A 15,552-nucleotide genomic window follows, 5' to 3' on the forward strand; every position below is an offset into this window, starting at 1 on the left:
TTCCTGCCACGTCAGTTTTCGCTGGCGTGGCTACCCTCCCTTCCCTTTTTATCTCACGACTCTTTTCTTTGTCGCTTTATAATTCTCTCCCGAAACAGCCTGACCGATTGTTGATCCCTGAAGCGCGCGACAATAGTGAGTATGTTGTAACTAAGAGTGACTTCTTATGAGCCGATATGATGCCGTAGATAACCTGCACCGCAGTGTGGAAGCGCTGCAGACCGCGTTGGCAGCCTTAACCCAGCAGCTTCCTCAACTGCGTCTGCTGATGGCACGGGTTTTTGAATTGCCGCCGGTGCATAAAGGCCAGGAACATCAACCGCTGCTGGAAATTAACGTTACCCAGCACCTGGCACAATCAGCATTAAATCTGGCACTAAGTCATTATTCCCGCCTGTTTATCCAACATCAGTCTGAGTCATTAAGCACTAAAGCTGCGGTACGCTTGCCTGGCGCAATTTGCTTTGAAGCCAACCCGGAGCAATCGGCGCTTATCCGTCAGCAGGTTGAGGCGATTAATAGCCTGAAATACCGTCTGGAACAGATTATTACCGTTGATTCTGGGGTAGAGGCTGAGGAACGCTTTGAATTTGTCCATACCCATCTCAGAGGATTAATAACGCTGAATGCCTACCGCTCTATTACCCTGCTGGAATCGCCCGATTCGCTGCGATTTGGCTGGGCAAATAAGCACATTATAAAAAATGTCAGCCGGGAAGAGATGCTGGAAAAGCTGAAAAAAAGCGTGGCGTCGGGACGGGCAATGGCACCCTGGACCCGTGAACAGTGGGCGGAAAAACTGGAGGAGGAGATGGCGATAATTAATTCTCTGCCAAAGGGAGCAAAGTTAAAGATTAAGCGCCCGGTAAAGGTGCAGCCGATTGCCCGCGTATGGAATAAACAACAGCAAACGCAAACGCAGCTGGCCTGCCCTTCTCCTTTACTGGTGCTCTGCGAAGATGCAAACCAGCTGCCGAAGCTTGGCGAATTACGCAATTATGATGCGGCGAACGTGGCCCATAAATTTAAACCTCAGGCCACGCCGCTGTTTGCGGTGATCCCGAGGTTGCATTTATATAGTGATACAAACCTGTAACAGGTTGCGGGCGGCAAAAAAAAGAGCGGAATAAATTCCGCTCCTTCATCAATCTGTCATTAAGACTTCATGCTGCCAACCATATCTTCCGGTCGAACCCAGGCATCAAACTCTTCCTCGGTCAGATAACCCAGTTTCAGCGCCGATCCTTTCAGGGTTAAGCCTTCTTTATGCGCTTTCTTGGCAATTTCTGCCGCTTTATCGTAGCCAATATGCGTATTTAATGCCGTCACCAGCATCAGTGACTCATTTAATAGCTGGCTGATACGATCGAGATTCGGCTCAATACCGACGGCGCAATGGTGATTGAAGCTGTCCATCCCGTCTGCCAGCATCCGCACCGATTGCAGGAAGTTATGGATGATCATCGGACGATAAACATTCAGTTCGAAATTGCCGGATGCACCGCCCATATTGACCGCCACATCGTTACCCATCACCTGGCAACAGAGCATGGTCATCGCTTCACACTGGGTCGGATTGACTTTACCTGGCATGATAGAGCTGCCTGGCTCGTTTTCAGGAATGGCAATTTCGCCGATACCACAACGCGGCCCCGACGATAACCAGCGCACGTCGTTGGCGATCTTCATTAATGATGCGGCCAGCCCTTTCAGTGAACCGTGGGCATGGACCAGCGCATCACAGGTTGCCAGTGCTTCGAATTTATTTGGCGAGGTGACAAAAGGCTGTTTGGTCAGGTCAGCCAGCTCTTTCGCCACGCGTACCGCATATTCCGGGTGCGTATTCAGCCCCGTCCCTACCGCCGTACCGCCTAACGCCAGTTCCGCGACATGCGGAATGCTCTGCTCAATATGCCTGAGGTTATGGTCCAGCATCGCCACCCAGCCGGAGATCTCCTGGCCGAGGGTTAATGGCGTGGCATCCTGCAGATGGGTTCGGCCAATTTTGACGATATCCTTAAAGGCGTCGGCTTTATCGTTCAGAGTTTTTTGCAGGATTTTAAGCTGAGGAAGCAGATGCTCCTGAATGGCCAGTACCGCCGCGACATGCATCGCGGTCGGGAAGACATCGTTGGAGCTCTGACTTTTATTCACATCGTCGTTTGGATGCACCAGGCGTTCCATGCCCCGCACGCCGCCAAGGATTTCACTGGCGCGGTTGGCGAGCACTTCATTCATATTCATGTTGGTCTGGGTACCGGAACCGGTCTGCCAGATTGCCAGCGGGAATTCTGTACTGTGTTGGTCCGCCAGCACTTCATCCGCGGCGGAGATAATGGCCGTGGCCCGCTCATTGGGCAACAGGCTTAAATCACTGTTCACCTTTGCCGCAGCGCGCTTGGTCAGCGCCAGAGCGTGCACCAGTTCAACAGGCATTTTTTCGGTGGAGATACGAAAGTGTTCCAGTGAGCGTTGCGTTTGCGCGCCCCACAGTTTATCAGCAGGAACTTCGATGGGACCCATTGAATCTTTCTCAATGCGGTTGGCAGCCATGACTCTCTCCTTTTTGCACAATAATATGATTTTGAACCGTTACTTTGCCCTGAAGGGCCAAAAGCGCGGGCGATATTCTGGCATACAAGAATTTAACATTATGCGACTCATTCGACCTTCTTGCACTCCGCATTGTCTTTTTGACGTGGTTTTCTGCTTTAATACACGCAGTTATTATCCGATTATGTGTGAGTTAACATGCAAAAATTAATCAATTCGCTGCAAAATTATGCCTGGGGTAGCCCCACTGCCCTGACCGAACTGTATGGCATTCCTAACCCGGATAACCTGCCGATGGCGGAACTCTGGATGGGTGCGCATCCCAAAAGCCCTTCCTTTATAGACGTTGAGGGTCACAAGCAGTCATTACGTGCGGTGATTGATGCCGATAAAGAGGCGATCCTCAGCAAAGCCGTCGCTGCGCGCTTTGGTGAACTGCCGTTCTTATTCAAGGTGCTTTGCGCCGATCAGCCGTTGTCGATTCAGGTTCACCCAAGCAAAGCGGCAGCCGAAGTCGGCTTTGCCAAAGAGAATACGGCTGGCATTCCTTTAGATGCGCCAAACCGTAACTACAAAGACGCCAACCATAAGCCCGAGCTGGTGTTTGCACTGACGCCGTTTAAGGCCATCAACGGTTTTCGTGAGCTTCACGAAATCATCTCCCTGCTGCAGCCGGTCGCGGGTGCACATCCGGCGATTGCCCATTTCCTGCAGAACCCGCAGATGAGTGGCCTTGAGGCGCTATTTACCGCGCTGCTGTCGATGGATGGTGAAGAGAAGAGCCTGGCGCTGGACGTGCTGAAGAGCGAAATCCCGCGTCAACAGGGCGAACCCTGGGCCACCATCTCGCTGATTGAGACCTTCTATCCTGATGACAGTGGGCTGTTCTCCCCGCTGCTGCTGAATGTGATTGAGCTGCAACCTGGCGAAGCGATGTTCCTGTTTGCCGAGACGCCACACGCCTATCTGCAAGGGGTGGCGCTGGAAGTGATGGCCAATTCGGATAACGTGTTGCGCGCGGGATTAACGCCGAAATATATCGATATTCCCGAACTGATGGCGAACCTGAAATTTGATGCCAAGCCGTATGCCAACCTGCTGACTCAGCCGGTGCAGCAAGGCGATTCGCTTAATTTCCCGGTACCGGTGGACGATTTTGCTTTCTCCCTCCACCAGCTCAGCGCCCAGCCAACCGCCGTTCAGCAGCAAAGCGCCGCGATACTGTTCTGCGTGGATGGCCAGGCGGTCATCAGCCATAACGACCAGCAGCTGACGCTCAAACCCGGCGAGTCCTGTTTTGTTCCGGCCACGGACGCCCCGGTGACGCTGGCAGGCAATGGTCGGGTGGCGCGCGTCTGTAACCTGCTGTAGGATTTACGGCTGACGTTAAGCGCCACAATTGCTATTATTAATCAAATTATTAAGCAAAACGCCTCAGGGCGTTTTTTCTTCGCCAGGCATTTGCCCACAGGATCGATTTGCCGGCGCCAGTGACTAAAAGGACGACTGACAGATGAAGAAGACAAAGATAGCGATTGGCGTAGTAGTCGCACTCGGCGTGATTTGGACCGGAGCCGCGTGGTTTACCGGCAAACAACTGGAATCGCACATGGATGAGCTGGTGCAAAATGCGAATGCCCAGATGAACAACATGGCGCCGGAAAACCGCCTCAAGCTGAGCTATCAGGATTTCCAGCGCGGTGTGTTCACCAGTACCGCCCGCTTTGTCCTGCAGTCCAACTCGCAGACTGAAGACAACTCGCTGATCAAGCCGGGCCAGAGCATCGTGTTTAATGAAAAAATCGATCACGGTCCTTTCCCGTTCGCCCAGCTGAAAAAATTCAACCTGATCCCAAGCATGGCGTCGGTGCATACCCAGCTTGAGAACACCGATGCCGTGAAGAAGCTGTTTGAAATGACCAAAGGTCAGTCGATCGTTCAGGCTGATACCCGCGTCGGATACAGCGGCGCAACCGCGTCTGCCATCAACCTGCTGCCGGTGGATTATAACAATGCGCAAACCGGCGAGCGCTTTGCGTCTAACGGCGGTACGGTCAATATCGACGCCGATAACAAAGGCGATAAGGTCAATTTCAGTGGCGATCTGGACAGCCTGGTGCTGACCACCAAAAACCAGCTGGATATGCCGGTGATGTTTACCGCTAACGGCCTGAAACTGGATGCCAGCACCCGTCTCAGCCCGGAAGGGATGCGCATTGGCGATCAGAGCATCAACCTGAAGAAACTGACTGCCGTGGTGGATGGCAAAGAAGCCTTTACCGCGGAAGGCCTGAACGGCAAATCGTCGTTTAACTCAGAGAAAAGCCTGATTTCCGGCAACATCGATTACGCACTGGATTCCCTGAAGCTGCAGGACCAGAACTTTGGCCAGGGTAAACTCGCTATCAAGCTGTCCCAGTTTGACGCCAACGGCATGAAAGCGTTCTCTGACAACTACAACAGTCAGGTCCAGGCACTGATGAACGAACCGGGTATCAGCGATAATCCAGCGCTTTACCAGCAGCGGATGAGCCAGATCTTCTCGGCAAACCTGCCGCTGCTGCTGAAAGGCGATCCGATTGTCAACATCGCGCCATTCAGCTGGAAGAACGATAAAGGTGAGAGCAGCTTTAACCTTTCCGTCCACTTCAAAGATCCGGCCGCCAACACCACCCCACCGCAGAACATCGGTCAGGCCGTGGACAGCGTGCTGAAAACCCTGGACGGTAAGCTGTCGATCAATATGCCTATGGCCACCGAAATGATGACTCACGTGGCGATGGCGGAAGGCTATAAGCAGGAAGATGCCGCCAAACTGGCCGATCAGCAGGTTAAAGGTGTGGCGGCAATGGGCCAGATGTTTAAGCTCACCACCCAGCAGGACAATAACATTGTCACCAGCCTGCAGTACGCGACCGGACAGGTCACCATGAACGGCGACAAAATGGCGCTGGATCAGTTCCTGGCCCGCTATATGTTGGGTGGCGGTGCGGCCCCGCAAGGGATGCCGCAGTAACCTGATTAGCACTAATAAGGGGCGCGATTATCGCGCCCTTTTTTTATGCCGATCCGCGTTCAATCAGCACCGGCGGCAGGATCACGTTCTGCACCGCGCCTTCCGGGTCGGCCATACGCTGTAACAGGCGCTGTGCGGCGCTTCGCCCTATCTCGCGTGCTGAACTGGTGATAAAGGTCAGCGGCGGATCGGTCAGCTCGGCCTCCGGCGAATCGCCAAATCCCACTAACGCCATCTGCTGTCCGTAATAGCTGTCCATGCCCCCTTTGCCAATGGTTCGGCCGGTGCGCTGCAGGCCGAAATAGCAGCCCAGCGCCACCGAGGCGTTATGGCAGAGAATGGCGGTGATGGTTGGATGATGATGGATCAGATTCTCGGTCACCTCCGCCACGTCCCGCTGATGGCGACCGCTTTCAATAATCCAGTCGCTGCGAAACGGCAGACCGTATTGCATCAGCGTGGAACAGTAGCCACCAATCCGTTCGGCCCGCGTCAGCGATGAACCGGATCCGCCCAGCCAGGCGATGCAGTGATGCCCGCGCTTGATCAGGTATTCCGTGGCAATTTTTGCCGCATGCATATTGTCGGGGCGGATAGAGTCGGTGTTCTCCAGGCTGCTGGCTCGCGAAGCACAGATAATGGCGATGCCCTGCTCCCGCGCTTTTTCCACCAGATGCGAGGCATTATCTGCGCCGCCACCCAATACGATGCCCTCCACGCCCTGCGCCACCAGCGTGTCGAAGCAGCGATCGAGTTTTTGCCCTTTCGGCCCGCTTTGGGTCAGAAACAGCACCTTGCCGTTTTTCTCCAGCCCTTCACTTAACCCTGCGGTCATCTCGGCATAAAACGGCTGGCACAGGTCCCGCACGATCAAGCCGATGACGCCGCTGCCTCCGCCTCTGAGCATGGTGGCAGAACGATTGGGAACGAAGCCCAGCGCCTGAATAGCCAGATTAACCCGTTCAGAGGTGGCAGACGAAATGCGTCCCTTGCCGGAAAGCACCAGCGAAACCGTGGTCACAGAGACGCCCGCTTCGGCGGCAACATCATTAATGGTGATTTTTTTCAGCGACATATTTTGTCCAGTCAGCCCTGGCTGACCTGTTCGTACAACATGATCGAAACAGCAGGGTAAAACGTTACACCTGCAGGCCGATAAATAAAACCTTCGTGGCCGGGAAGAGTGTGACATGTCGCGCATTAATGGGTGGTAAAACGTTTTATCATTTTTTACCTCAGCAGCGGCTGAGCATTTTATGCCAGGAGAGACCATGTCGGCCACCAAACAAAAAATTACGCTTTGGGAGTTTTTCCAGAGCTTAGGCAAAACCTTTATGCTCCCCGTCGCGCTGCTCTCTTTCTGCGGCATTATGATGGGTATCGGCAGCTCGTTGAGCAGCCATGATGTGATTACCCTGATCCCGTTCCTCGGTAATTCGGTGCTGCAGCTGATCTTTATGTGGATGAGCAAAGTCGGCTCCTTCGCCTTTAGCTATCTGCCGGTGATGTTTGCCATCGCTATCCCGTTGGGAATGGCGCGCGAAAACAAGGGCGTTGCCGCCTTCTCCGGCTTTGTCGGCTTCGCGGTGATGAACCTGGCGGTGAACTTCTGGCTGAACGCCAAAGGCATCCTGCCATCCACCGATGCTGCGGTGCTGAAAGCCAATAACATTCAGAATATTATCGGCATTCAGTCCATCGATACCGGCATCCTCGGCGCGGTGATCGTCGGTATTATCGTGTTTTATCTGCATGAGCGCTTCAACACCATTCGCCTGCCGGATGCGCTGGCGTTCTTCGGCGGTACCCGCTTTGTGCCGATTATCACCACGCTGGTTATGGGCCTGGTCGGTCTGGTGATCCCGCTGATCTGGCCGTGGTTTGCCGCGGCAATTACCGGCCTGGGCTGGGTGATTAACGGTGCTGGCGAGTTCGGTCCGATGATCTTCGGCACCGGCGAGCGCCTGCTGCTGCCTTTCGGCCTGCAGCATATCCTGGTGGCGATTATCCGCTTCACCGATGCCGGTGGCACCATGGATGTCTGTGGTCACAGCGTCAGCGGGGCGTTAACCATCTTCCAGGCCCAGCTCTCCTGCCCAACCTCTGCTGGTTTCTCTGAAAGCGCCACGCGCTTCCTGTCACAGGGCAAAATGCCGGCCTTCCTCGGCGGGTTACCGGGTGCGGCACTGGCGATGTATCACTGTGCCCGTCCGGAAAATCGTCACAAGATTAAGGGCCTGCTGATTTCGGGTGTGGTGGCCTGCGTGGTGGGCGGCACCACCGAACCGATTGAGTTCCTGTTCCTGTTTGTGGCGCCGGTGCTGTATGTGATCCATGCGCTGTTAACCGGCCTGGGCTTCACGGTGATGGCCATGCTGGGCGTGACCATCGGCAATACTGACGGCAACGTGATCGACTTTGTGGTGTTTGGGATCCTGCACGGTCTGTCGACCAAATGGTATTTCGTGCCGGTGGTTGCCGCCATCTGGTTTGTCGGTTACTACGTGATTTTCCGCTTCGCGATAACCCGCTTTAATATCAAAACGCCGGGACGCGATCTGGACACCTCCACCGTTGAGAAAAATATCTCGGCCACCGTCGGCAAATCGGGTTACAACACGCCAGCGATCCTTGCAGCGCTTGGCGGCATGGACAATATCGCCTCGTTGGATAACTGTCTGACTCGTCTGCGTCTGACCATCAACGATATGAGCCTGGTGGATGATGCGGCGCTGAAAGCCAACCGGGTGATTGGCGTGGTCCACCTTAACGAGCACAGTTTGCAGGTGGTGATTGGACCACAGGTGCAGTCGGTGAAAGATGAGATGGCCAGCATGATGGCGACGGTTCCGGGCTGATCCCACGCTGAACCTGAGCAACGCGGGGCTGAAGCCGATTTCAGCCCCGCTTTATTTTGCCGTCATTAACAGAGTTGAGGCTTTTATGTTTGATTTTGACCGGGTAATCGATCGCCACGGCAGCTGGTGTACCCAGTGGGATTTTGTGGCCGACCGCTTTGGCCGCGATGATTTACTGCCCTTCACCATTTCGGATATGGATTTCGCCACCGCGCCCTGCATTCTGTCGGCGCTGCAGCACCGTGTGCAGCATGGCGTGCTGGGTTACAGCCGCTGGCAGCATGAGGATTTCCTCACCGCCATCGACCACTGGTACCAGCAGCGGTTTGCGCTGCACGTCGATCGGCAGCAGATTGTCTACGGACCGTCGGTGATCTATATGGTGGCGCAGCTGATCCGCCACTGGTCATCCGCGGGCGATGCGGTGCTGATCCACACGCCGGCCTACGATGCCTTTTATAAAGCGATTGAAGGCAACGATCGTCAAATACTGTCGTTGCCGCTGGTTCGCAACGGTGCAGAGTGGCAGTGCGATATGGCGGCGCTTGAGAGCCTGCTGAGCCGCGACGAGTGCAAAATCATGCTGCTGTGCAGCCCGCACAATCCGACCGGCAAAGTGTGGCGTCGCGATGAGCTCCAGCAGATGGCCGATCTGTGCCAGCGCCATGGTGTGCAGGTGATCAGCGACGAAATCCATATGGATATGGTGATGGGCGACCAGCCGCATGTGCCGTGGATCGCCGTTGCGCGCGGACGCTGGGCGCTGTTCACCTCCGCCTCCAAAAGCTTTAACGTACCGGCGCTGACCGGTGCCTATGGCTTTATCAGCGACGAGGCCGATCGCGAGGCCTGGTTCCACGCGTTAAAAAATGCCGATGGCCTCTCTTCCCCGGCGGTGATGGCCGTTGCCGCACATATCGCCGCCTACCGCGAAGGGGCGGAATGGCTGGATGCCTTACGGGACTATCTGCGGGCTAATCTGCAGCAGGTCGCCCGCCGGCTGAATCAGGCGTTTCCACAGCTGAACTGGCAGCCGCCGCAGGCCACCTATCTGGCGTGGATTGACCTTAATCCGCTGGGGCTGGACGATAAGGCGCTGCAAAAGGCGCTGATCGAACAGCAAAAAGTGGCGATCATGCCGGGCTACACCTACGGTCCGCAGGGCAACGGTTATCTGCGGCTGAACGTCGGCTGCCCACGCAGCAAACTGGATGATGGCCTCGATCGGCTGATAGCAGCCATTGAGAGCCTGCTTTAGCCTGCCTTCCCTGAATCTGCGGGCGACAGGCCCGTCTGAGCACAAATTATCGGCACTTGACGCGTCGTTTGCGCAATTCACTGGCGGTGTTGCGCAAAATGTTTTTATACTGCTATGCACTTATTAAAACTACATGAGTGCGCCGACATGATTGATACCCAGCTTCCCCTCACCGATATTCATCGCCACCTTGACGGCAATATTCGTGCACAAACCATTCTGGATTTAGGCCGCGAGTTTAACCTTACCCTGCCCGCCACTACCCTGGAACTGCTGCGTCCGCACGTTCAGGTCACCCAAACCGAGCCGGATCTGGTCAGCTTTTTAAACAAGCTGGACTGGGGCGTCAAGGTACTGGGTTCACTGGAGGCCTGCCGCCGTATTGCGCAGGAAAACGTGGAAGATGCCGCCCGTGCCGGGATCCATTATGCCGAGCTGCGTTTCTCGCCGGGCTATATGGCAATGACCCACAACCTGCCGGTGGCGGGCGTGGTGGAAGCGGTGATAGACGGCGTGCGCGCCGGTTGTCAGCAGCACAATATTGACGTGCGCCTGATTGGCATTATGAGCCGTACCTTCGGTGAAGAAGCCTGCCTGCGCGAGCTGGAAGGCCTGCTGGCCCACCGTGATGGCATTACCGCGCTGGATCTGGCCGGTGATGAGTTGGGCTTCCCGGGCAGCCAGTTCCTCAGCCACTTTAACCGCGCGCGCGATGCCGGTTTCCGCATTACCGTCCACGCCGGTGAAGCCGCTGGCCCGGAAAGTATCTGGCAGGCCATTCGTGAGCTGGGCGCCGAGCGTATTGGTCACGGCGTGAAGGCCGTTGACGATCCGGCGCTGATGGATTTCCTTGCGGCGCATAAGATTGGCGTGGAATCCTGCCTGACCTCGAATATTCAGACCAGCACCGTGGCCTCGCTGGCACAGCATCCGCTGGCGAAATTCCTCGATCACGGCATTCTGGCGACCATTAACACCGACGATCCGGCGGTTCAGGGCATCGAGTTGCCGTATGAGTATGAAGTCGCGGCACCACAGGCGGGTCTGAGCCTGGCGCAAATCCGCACGGCGCAGGAAAACGGTCTGAAGATTGCGTTCCTGACCGACGCGGAGAAAGACGCGGTGCGCGCCCGCGTGGCGGCATAGAGACGAAGTAATATCAGGTCGACCTGACGGCGACCGCAACAAAAAGCCCCACGGATATCCCGCGGGGCTTTTTTATGGCCTGGACTATTCAGGCCGTTACTGCAGCGACTTTTTAGCGTAAAGCGTTTACTTCAAAGATAGGGTCTGACGCTTTTCGGCCGACTGCAGGCCCAGTTCAATCAGTTCCATCACCTGAATCGCTTCTTCAGCGGTTACCGGGTTGCTGCCGTCACCGGTGATTGCATCGCGGATGCCCGCATAGTACGCCGGGTAGTTGCCTGGAATGGTCAGCAGCGTCTCTTCCGCCATCATCTCACCATTCACCAGCGTCAATACGCCATCACGCATATCGTAACCCCAGTCTTCCTGCGGTGGACGTGCGCCCGCTTTCAGACGGTCTTCCTGCGGATCCAGGCCGTATTTCACATAGCTGCCTTTGGTGCCGTGAACCTGGTAACGCGGAGATTCCGCCGCCACCAGCATGCTGCCATGCAACACCACACGACGCTGAGGATAGGTCAGCACGGCGTGGAAATAGTCGGTGGTTTGCGCGCCCGGACGCAGCTCGGCGGTATCGACATTGATGGCGACCGGAGAACCGAACAGCTGCAACGCCTGGTCCAGCAGATGCGGCCCCAGATCGTACCAGATGCCGCTGCCTGCGCCCTTCTGCTCGCGCCAGCGGTTACGCACTTCCAGACGGAAGCGGTCGAAATGCGATTCAAAGTAACGCACTTCACCCAGCGTGCCTTCGGCCAGCAGCGTTTTCAGCGTCAGGAAATCACTGTCCCAGCGGCGGTTGTGGAACACCGACAGCATCAGCCCTTTAGCTTTCGCCAGCGCGTCCAGCTCGCGCGCCTGCGACAGCGTCACGGTGAAAGGTTTGTCCACCACCACATGTTTACCGGCGTTCAGCGCGGCTTTGGCCAACGGGAAGTGGGTATCATTGGGGGTTGGGATGACGATCAGTTGCAGCCCAGGATCGTCAAATAACGTTTGTGGATCGGAGACTACCTGAGTGGATGGCCAGTCAGCGTGCACTTTGCTGGCATCACTGCTGGAGACGGCGGACAGTTCCATGCCCGACGTACCGGCGATCAGTGGCGCATGGAAGGTCTTGCTGGCAAAGCCGTAACCGACCAGCCCTACACGAATTTTGTCGCTCATTTGCATTCCTCTTGTCACTTACCCTGATGATTTAAGACTATCAGCAGGGTAAGGACAAGCGGGAATTACCTGAATTATCCGTTTCGCTTAACTATTGGCACTTCTGGGCAAATCCCAGCTTTCCTGCGCCACCAGCGCATCGTGTGCGTCCAGCGAACGGCGGCGGAAATCGCTCGGACTGACGCCAACGCGTTTGCGGAACACGCGGGAGAAATAGAGCTGATCGTCGTAGCCGACAATCCTGCCGATAGTGGCGATCGGCTCCTGGGTGGTTTGCAGCAGCAGCTTGGCGCGGATCACCCGCTGATCCTCGCGCCAGCGCAGCAGGTTGACCCCCATTTGCTCGCGGAACAGGTGCGCCAGCCGCGAAGGCGACAGGCAGACATGGTTGGCCACTTCGTCAATTTTTAGCTCGCCGGCCAGGTTGCTGGTGACGAACTGGCAGGCCTCAATCACCCGCGGATCGCGAATTTGCTGATGGCTGCGCGGATCCTCTTCCACCGCCCGCAGCAGCAGACGCTCCAGCAGGTTCATCGCCAGCTCTTCGGCAAAGCGTCGCCCGGAGGTGTGCGTTTGTTCGATGTTGGCAAACAGGCGTTCAAACTCGCCGCGCAGACGTTCCGGCAGCCGCAACCGGCCAACGCCCTTCTTCTCGTCCTGCCACACCAGCCAGTCGCTCCAGTAGGCGCGGGGACGGAAGTAAATCCAGCGGTGGTGCCAGCAGTCGCTTTCTGGCGATCGGCCATAGTAATGCTGGGTTTTTGGCTGGAACAGCAGCAGATCGCCAGGTTCACAGTCAAAGGCATCCTCACCGTTAAACACCTGGCCCCGCCCTTTGGTGGTCAGGTTAATGATAAAGCCTTTCATGCCCAGCGGACGGTCGATAAAGAAGTCCAGACCATCCCCGGCGTTAATCGGCGTCAGTCCCGCCACCAGCCAGGCATTGAACTGATAGCCAGGTAACAGCGGGTTAGATTGCGCCACGGGCGCTAAGCGATGGTACATAACGCCTCCTGATCAGGCTGCTTTAGCTTTCTGTTTGTAACGGTCGAAAATCACCGCCGCTAACAGTATCAAACCGCGCACCACATACTGTGAGAAAGGCGAGATATTCAATAAATTCATCGCATTCTCCACCGTTCCGAGGATCAATACCCCGGCAACCACATAGGAGATTTTGCCAATTCCGCCTTTCAATGACACGCCACCCAATACGCAGGCGGAGATCACAATCAGCTCATAGCCCAGTGAGGTCATCGGCTGGCCGCTGGTCATACGCGAGGCCAGAATAATGCCCGCCGCAGCGGAGACCAGGCCGGACAGAATAAAGATGATAATGCGGGTGCGCACCACCGGAACCCCGGCCAGACGCGCCGCTTCTTCATTACCGCCAATCGCCAGCGTGTTGCGGCCAAAGGTGGTTTTATTCAGCAGGAAACCAAAGATAATCATGGTGCCGATGGTCAGCCAGACCGGTGCAGGCACGCCGAACCAGTTGGTGTAACCCAGCGCAAAGAAGCGCTCGTCTTCGATACCTACCGCCTGACCATTTGAGAAGATATAGGCCAGCCCGCGCACAATCTGCATCGTCGCCAGGGTGGTGATCAGCGCATTGATTTTCAGCTTAGCGATAACGAAACCGTTCACAAAGCCGCAAACCACGCCCAACAGCAGACCGGCGAAGATGCCAATCCACAGGCTTTCGGTCATATTGATCACCACCGCGGTGGTGACGCCGGCACAGGCGATAACCGACGCCACCGACAGGTCAAAATCGCCGGAGGCGAGGCAGAACAGCATGCCGCAGGCCACCATGCCGGACATCGACATCGCCAGCCCCAGGCCTTTCATATTGATCAGTGAACCGAAGTTCGGCACGAAAATAGTGCAGCCGATAAACAGCACGGCAAACACCACCAGCATACCGAAGTGATCCCAGATGCGGCCCAGATTAATACGCTGGGTTTGTTTCGGTGGCGTCGCGGGTGACGTGGTGTGAGATGACATTTAAATACTCCTTCTTATCAGGCCACAGCTGCGGCGCGTTGAGTCGTTTTCGGCATGGCAAGACCAAGGGTCAGCGCTTCGGTGGCCTCGGTATGGCTCAGTTCACCGGCGATTTCGCCCTCTCTCATCACCAGGATGCGATCGGCCAGCCCCATCACTTCAGGCAGGTCGCTGGAGGCAAACAGCACCGCAATGCCCTTTTCTGCCAGCGCATAGATCAGGTTATAAATTTCATTTTTCGCCCCAACGTCGATGCCGCGCGTCGGCTCATCCAGCAGGATTACTTTCATCTCTTCAGAGAGCCAGCGGCCAAGAATGGCTTTCTGCTGGTTACCGCCGGAGAGGTTCATGATCAGCTGGTCGGCTGACGGCGTTTTGATGTTGAGCGATTTAATGTGCGAGGCGGCATTTTTGCTTTCCCACTGGTTGTCGATCAGACAGCCGGCGGTCAGGTTATTGCGCCTTGCGCTGATATTGATGTTGTCGCGCACCGAGTGAACGGGAATGATGCCGTCCGCCTTACGATCTTCCGGACAAAGCAGGATCCCGGCGCGAATGGCGTGGGCCGGCTCCTTGATCACAATCACTTCGCCATCCAGACGCAGTTCGCCGCCGGTCAGTTTGGTGGCTCCAAACAGCCCTTTCATCAGCTCACTGCGACCGGCACCGACCAGGCCGAACAGACCGACGATTTCACCGGCATGCACTTTTAATGAGATCGGCTGACGTACGCCTTTGGCCTGCACGTTATCCAGCTGCAAGCGCACCGCGCCGGTTTCGCGTGGCGAATAGCCATAAATGTCGCCGATTTCGCGGCCGACCATCGCCTGCACCAGCTCGTCGTGGGAGGTGTTGGGCACGTCTTCAAAGGTGCGCACGTAGCGCCCGTCCTTAAATACGGTGATGGCATCGCTGAGGGCAAAGATCTCTTCCATACGGTGCGAGACGTAAAGCACCACGCGGCCCTGCTGGCGCAGCTGGCGGATCACCCGGAACAGGTGTTCAATTTCGCGGGCGGAAAGCGAACTGGTTGGCTCATCAAAGGCGATCACCTTGGCGTTACGCGCCAGTGCCTTGGCGATTTCCACCATCTGCCACTGGCCGAGCGACAGAGATTTCAACGGGGTATCCGGGTCGATATCCATCCCCAGGTTTTTCAGCTGCTCTCCGGCCTCATAGCGCAGCAGTTTGCGGTTTACAAAGCCCGCCCGCTGCGGCAACTGACCAAGGTAGATGTTCTCCGCTACCGACATTTCCGGCACCAGATGCAGCTCCTGATAAATAATGGCTACCCCCGCATCCAGCGCGTCGGTGGTGTGGGTAAAATTGACGGGCTGCCCCTTCAGACGGATTTCGCCGCTGGTTGGCTGGTAGCTGCCGCTAAGAATTTTCAACAGCGTGGACTTGCCCGCGCCGTTTTCGCCCATCAGGGCGTGGATCTGGCCCGCGCCACATTCAAAACTGATGTCCTGCAACGCCTTCACGCCTGGAAAGGTTTTTCCGATGCCGTGAAAGCTCAGATATGCGGGTTGCGTACTCATGTTATC

Annotated in this window: 12 protein-coding genes; 6 read left to right on the forward strand and 6 right to left on the reverse strand. The window is 56.2% G+C overall.

Features of this window, described 5'->3' with window-relative positions; genetic code table 11:
- Positions 1 to 166: 166 nt before the first annotated feature.
- Complete coding sequence (gene tus / locus AC0IXH_RS07290; RefSeq protein WP_471720264.1) at positions 167 to 1,096, forward strand: DNA replication terminus site-binding protein; 930 nt, start codon at positions 167 to 169, stop codon at positions 1,094 to 1,096.
- Positions 1,097 to 1,155: 59 nt separating this feature from the next.
- Here the strand turns inward: tus and fumC are convergent, their stop codons facing one another.
- Complete coding sequence (fumC, locus tag AC0IXH_RS07295; RefSeq protein ID WP_206401424.1) at positions 1,156 to 2,553, reverse strand: class II fumarate hydratase; 1,398 nt, start codon at positions 2,551 to 2,553, stop codon at positions 1,156 to 1,158.
- 198 nt (positions 2,554 to 2,751) lie between these two features.
- Here fumC and manA point away from each other — a divergent pair, with 198 nt between their 5' ends.
- Positions 2,752 to 3,924, forward strand: a complete 1,173-nt coding sequence (gene manA, locus AC0IXH_RS07300; RefSeq protein WP_471720265.1) for a mannose-6-phosphate isomerase — start codon at positions 2,752 to 2,754, stop codon at positions 3,922 to 3,924.
- A 142-nt stretch (positions 3,925 to 4,066) separates the two neighbouring features.
- Positions 4,067 to 5,569: a YdgA family protein gene (locus AC0IXH_RS07305; protein ID WP_346567904.1), complete on the forward strand. Its 1,503-nt coding sequence runs from the start codon at positions 4,067 to 4,069 to the stop codon at positions 5,567 to 5,569.
- Positions 5,570 to 5,612: 43 nt separating this feature from the next.
- On the opposite strand, the gene AC0IXH_RS07310 is transcribed toward AC0IXH_RS07305, so the two are convergent.
- Entirely contained in the window at positions 5,613 to 6,644 is a 1,032-nt protein-coding gene (locus AC0IXH_RS07310) for a Mal regulon transcriptional regulator MalI (RefSeq protein ID WP_013201992.1), read from the reverse strand.
- Between the two features lie 196 nt (positions 6,645 to 6,840).
- Here AC0IXH_RS07310 and malX point away from each other — a divergent pair, with 196 nt between their 5' ends.
- The 3 genes from malX (at position 6,841) to add (ending at position 10,831) form a co-directional block, all read left to right on the forward strand.
- Entirely contained in the window at positions 6,841 to 8,427 is a 1,587-nt protein-coding gene (gene malX / locus AC0IXH_RS07315) for a maltose/glucose-specific PTS transporter subunit IIBC (RefSeq protein WP_471720266.1), read from the forward strand.
- A gap of 85 nt (positions 8,428 to 8,512) precedes the next feature.
- Positions 8,513 to 9,685, forward strand: a complete 1,173-nt coding sequence (locus AC0IXH_RS07320; protein ID WP_471720267.1) for a MalY/PatB family protein — start codon at positions 8,513 to 8,515, stop codon at positions 9,683 to 9,685.
- 147 nt (positions 9,686 to 9,832) lie between these two features.
- Complete coding sequence (gene add, locus AC0IXH_RS07325) at positions 9,833 to 10,831, forward strand: adenosine deaminase (protein ID WP_013201989.1); 999 nt, start codon at positions 9,833 to 9,835, stop codon at positions 10,829 to 10,831.
- Between the two features lie 126 nt (positions 10,832 to 10,957).
- Here add and AC0IXH_RS07330 read toward each other — a convergent pair whose 3' ends face one another.
- The 4 genes from AC0IXH_RS07330 to araG form a co-directional block, all read right to left on the reverse strand.
- Positions 10,958 to 11,998, reverse strand: a complete 1,041-nt coding sequence (locus tag AC0IXH_RS07330; protein WP_134824031.1) for an oxidoreductase — start codon at positions 11,996 to 11,998, stop codon at positions 10,958 to 10,960.
- An 87-nt stretch (positions 11,999 to 12,085) separates the two neighbouring features.
- The gene (gene araC / locus AC0IXH_RS07335) at positions 12,086 to 13,003 is read right to left on the reverse strand and encodes an arabinose operon transcriptional regulator AraC (RefSeq protein WP_013201987.1); all 918 of its coding nucleotides are present in this window, start codon (positions 13,001 to 13,003) and stop codon (positions 12,086 to 12,088) included.
- 12 nt (positions 13,004 to 13,015) lie between these two features.
- A complete protein-coding gene (gene araH / locus AC0IXH_RS07340; protein ID WP_013201986.1) occupies positions 13,016 to 14,005 on the reverse strand; it encodes an L-arabinose ABC transporter permease AraH in 990 nt (329 codons plus the stop codon).
- 17 nt (positions 14,006 to 14,022) lie between these two features.
- Entirely contained in the window at positions 14,023 to 15,546 is a 1,524-nt protein-coding gene (araG, locus tag AC0IXH_RS07345) for an L-arabinose ABC transporter ATP-binding protein AraG (protein WP_471720268.1), read from the reverse strand.
- Positions 15,547 to 15,552 lie beyond the last annotated feature (6 nt).

It is taken from the genome of Erwinia sp. AC075, assembly GCF_979253995.1.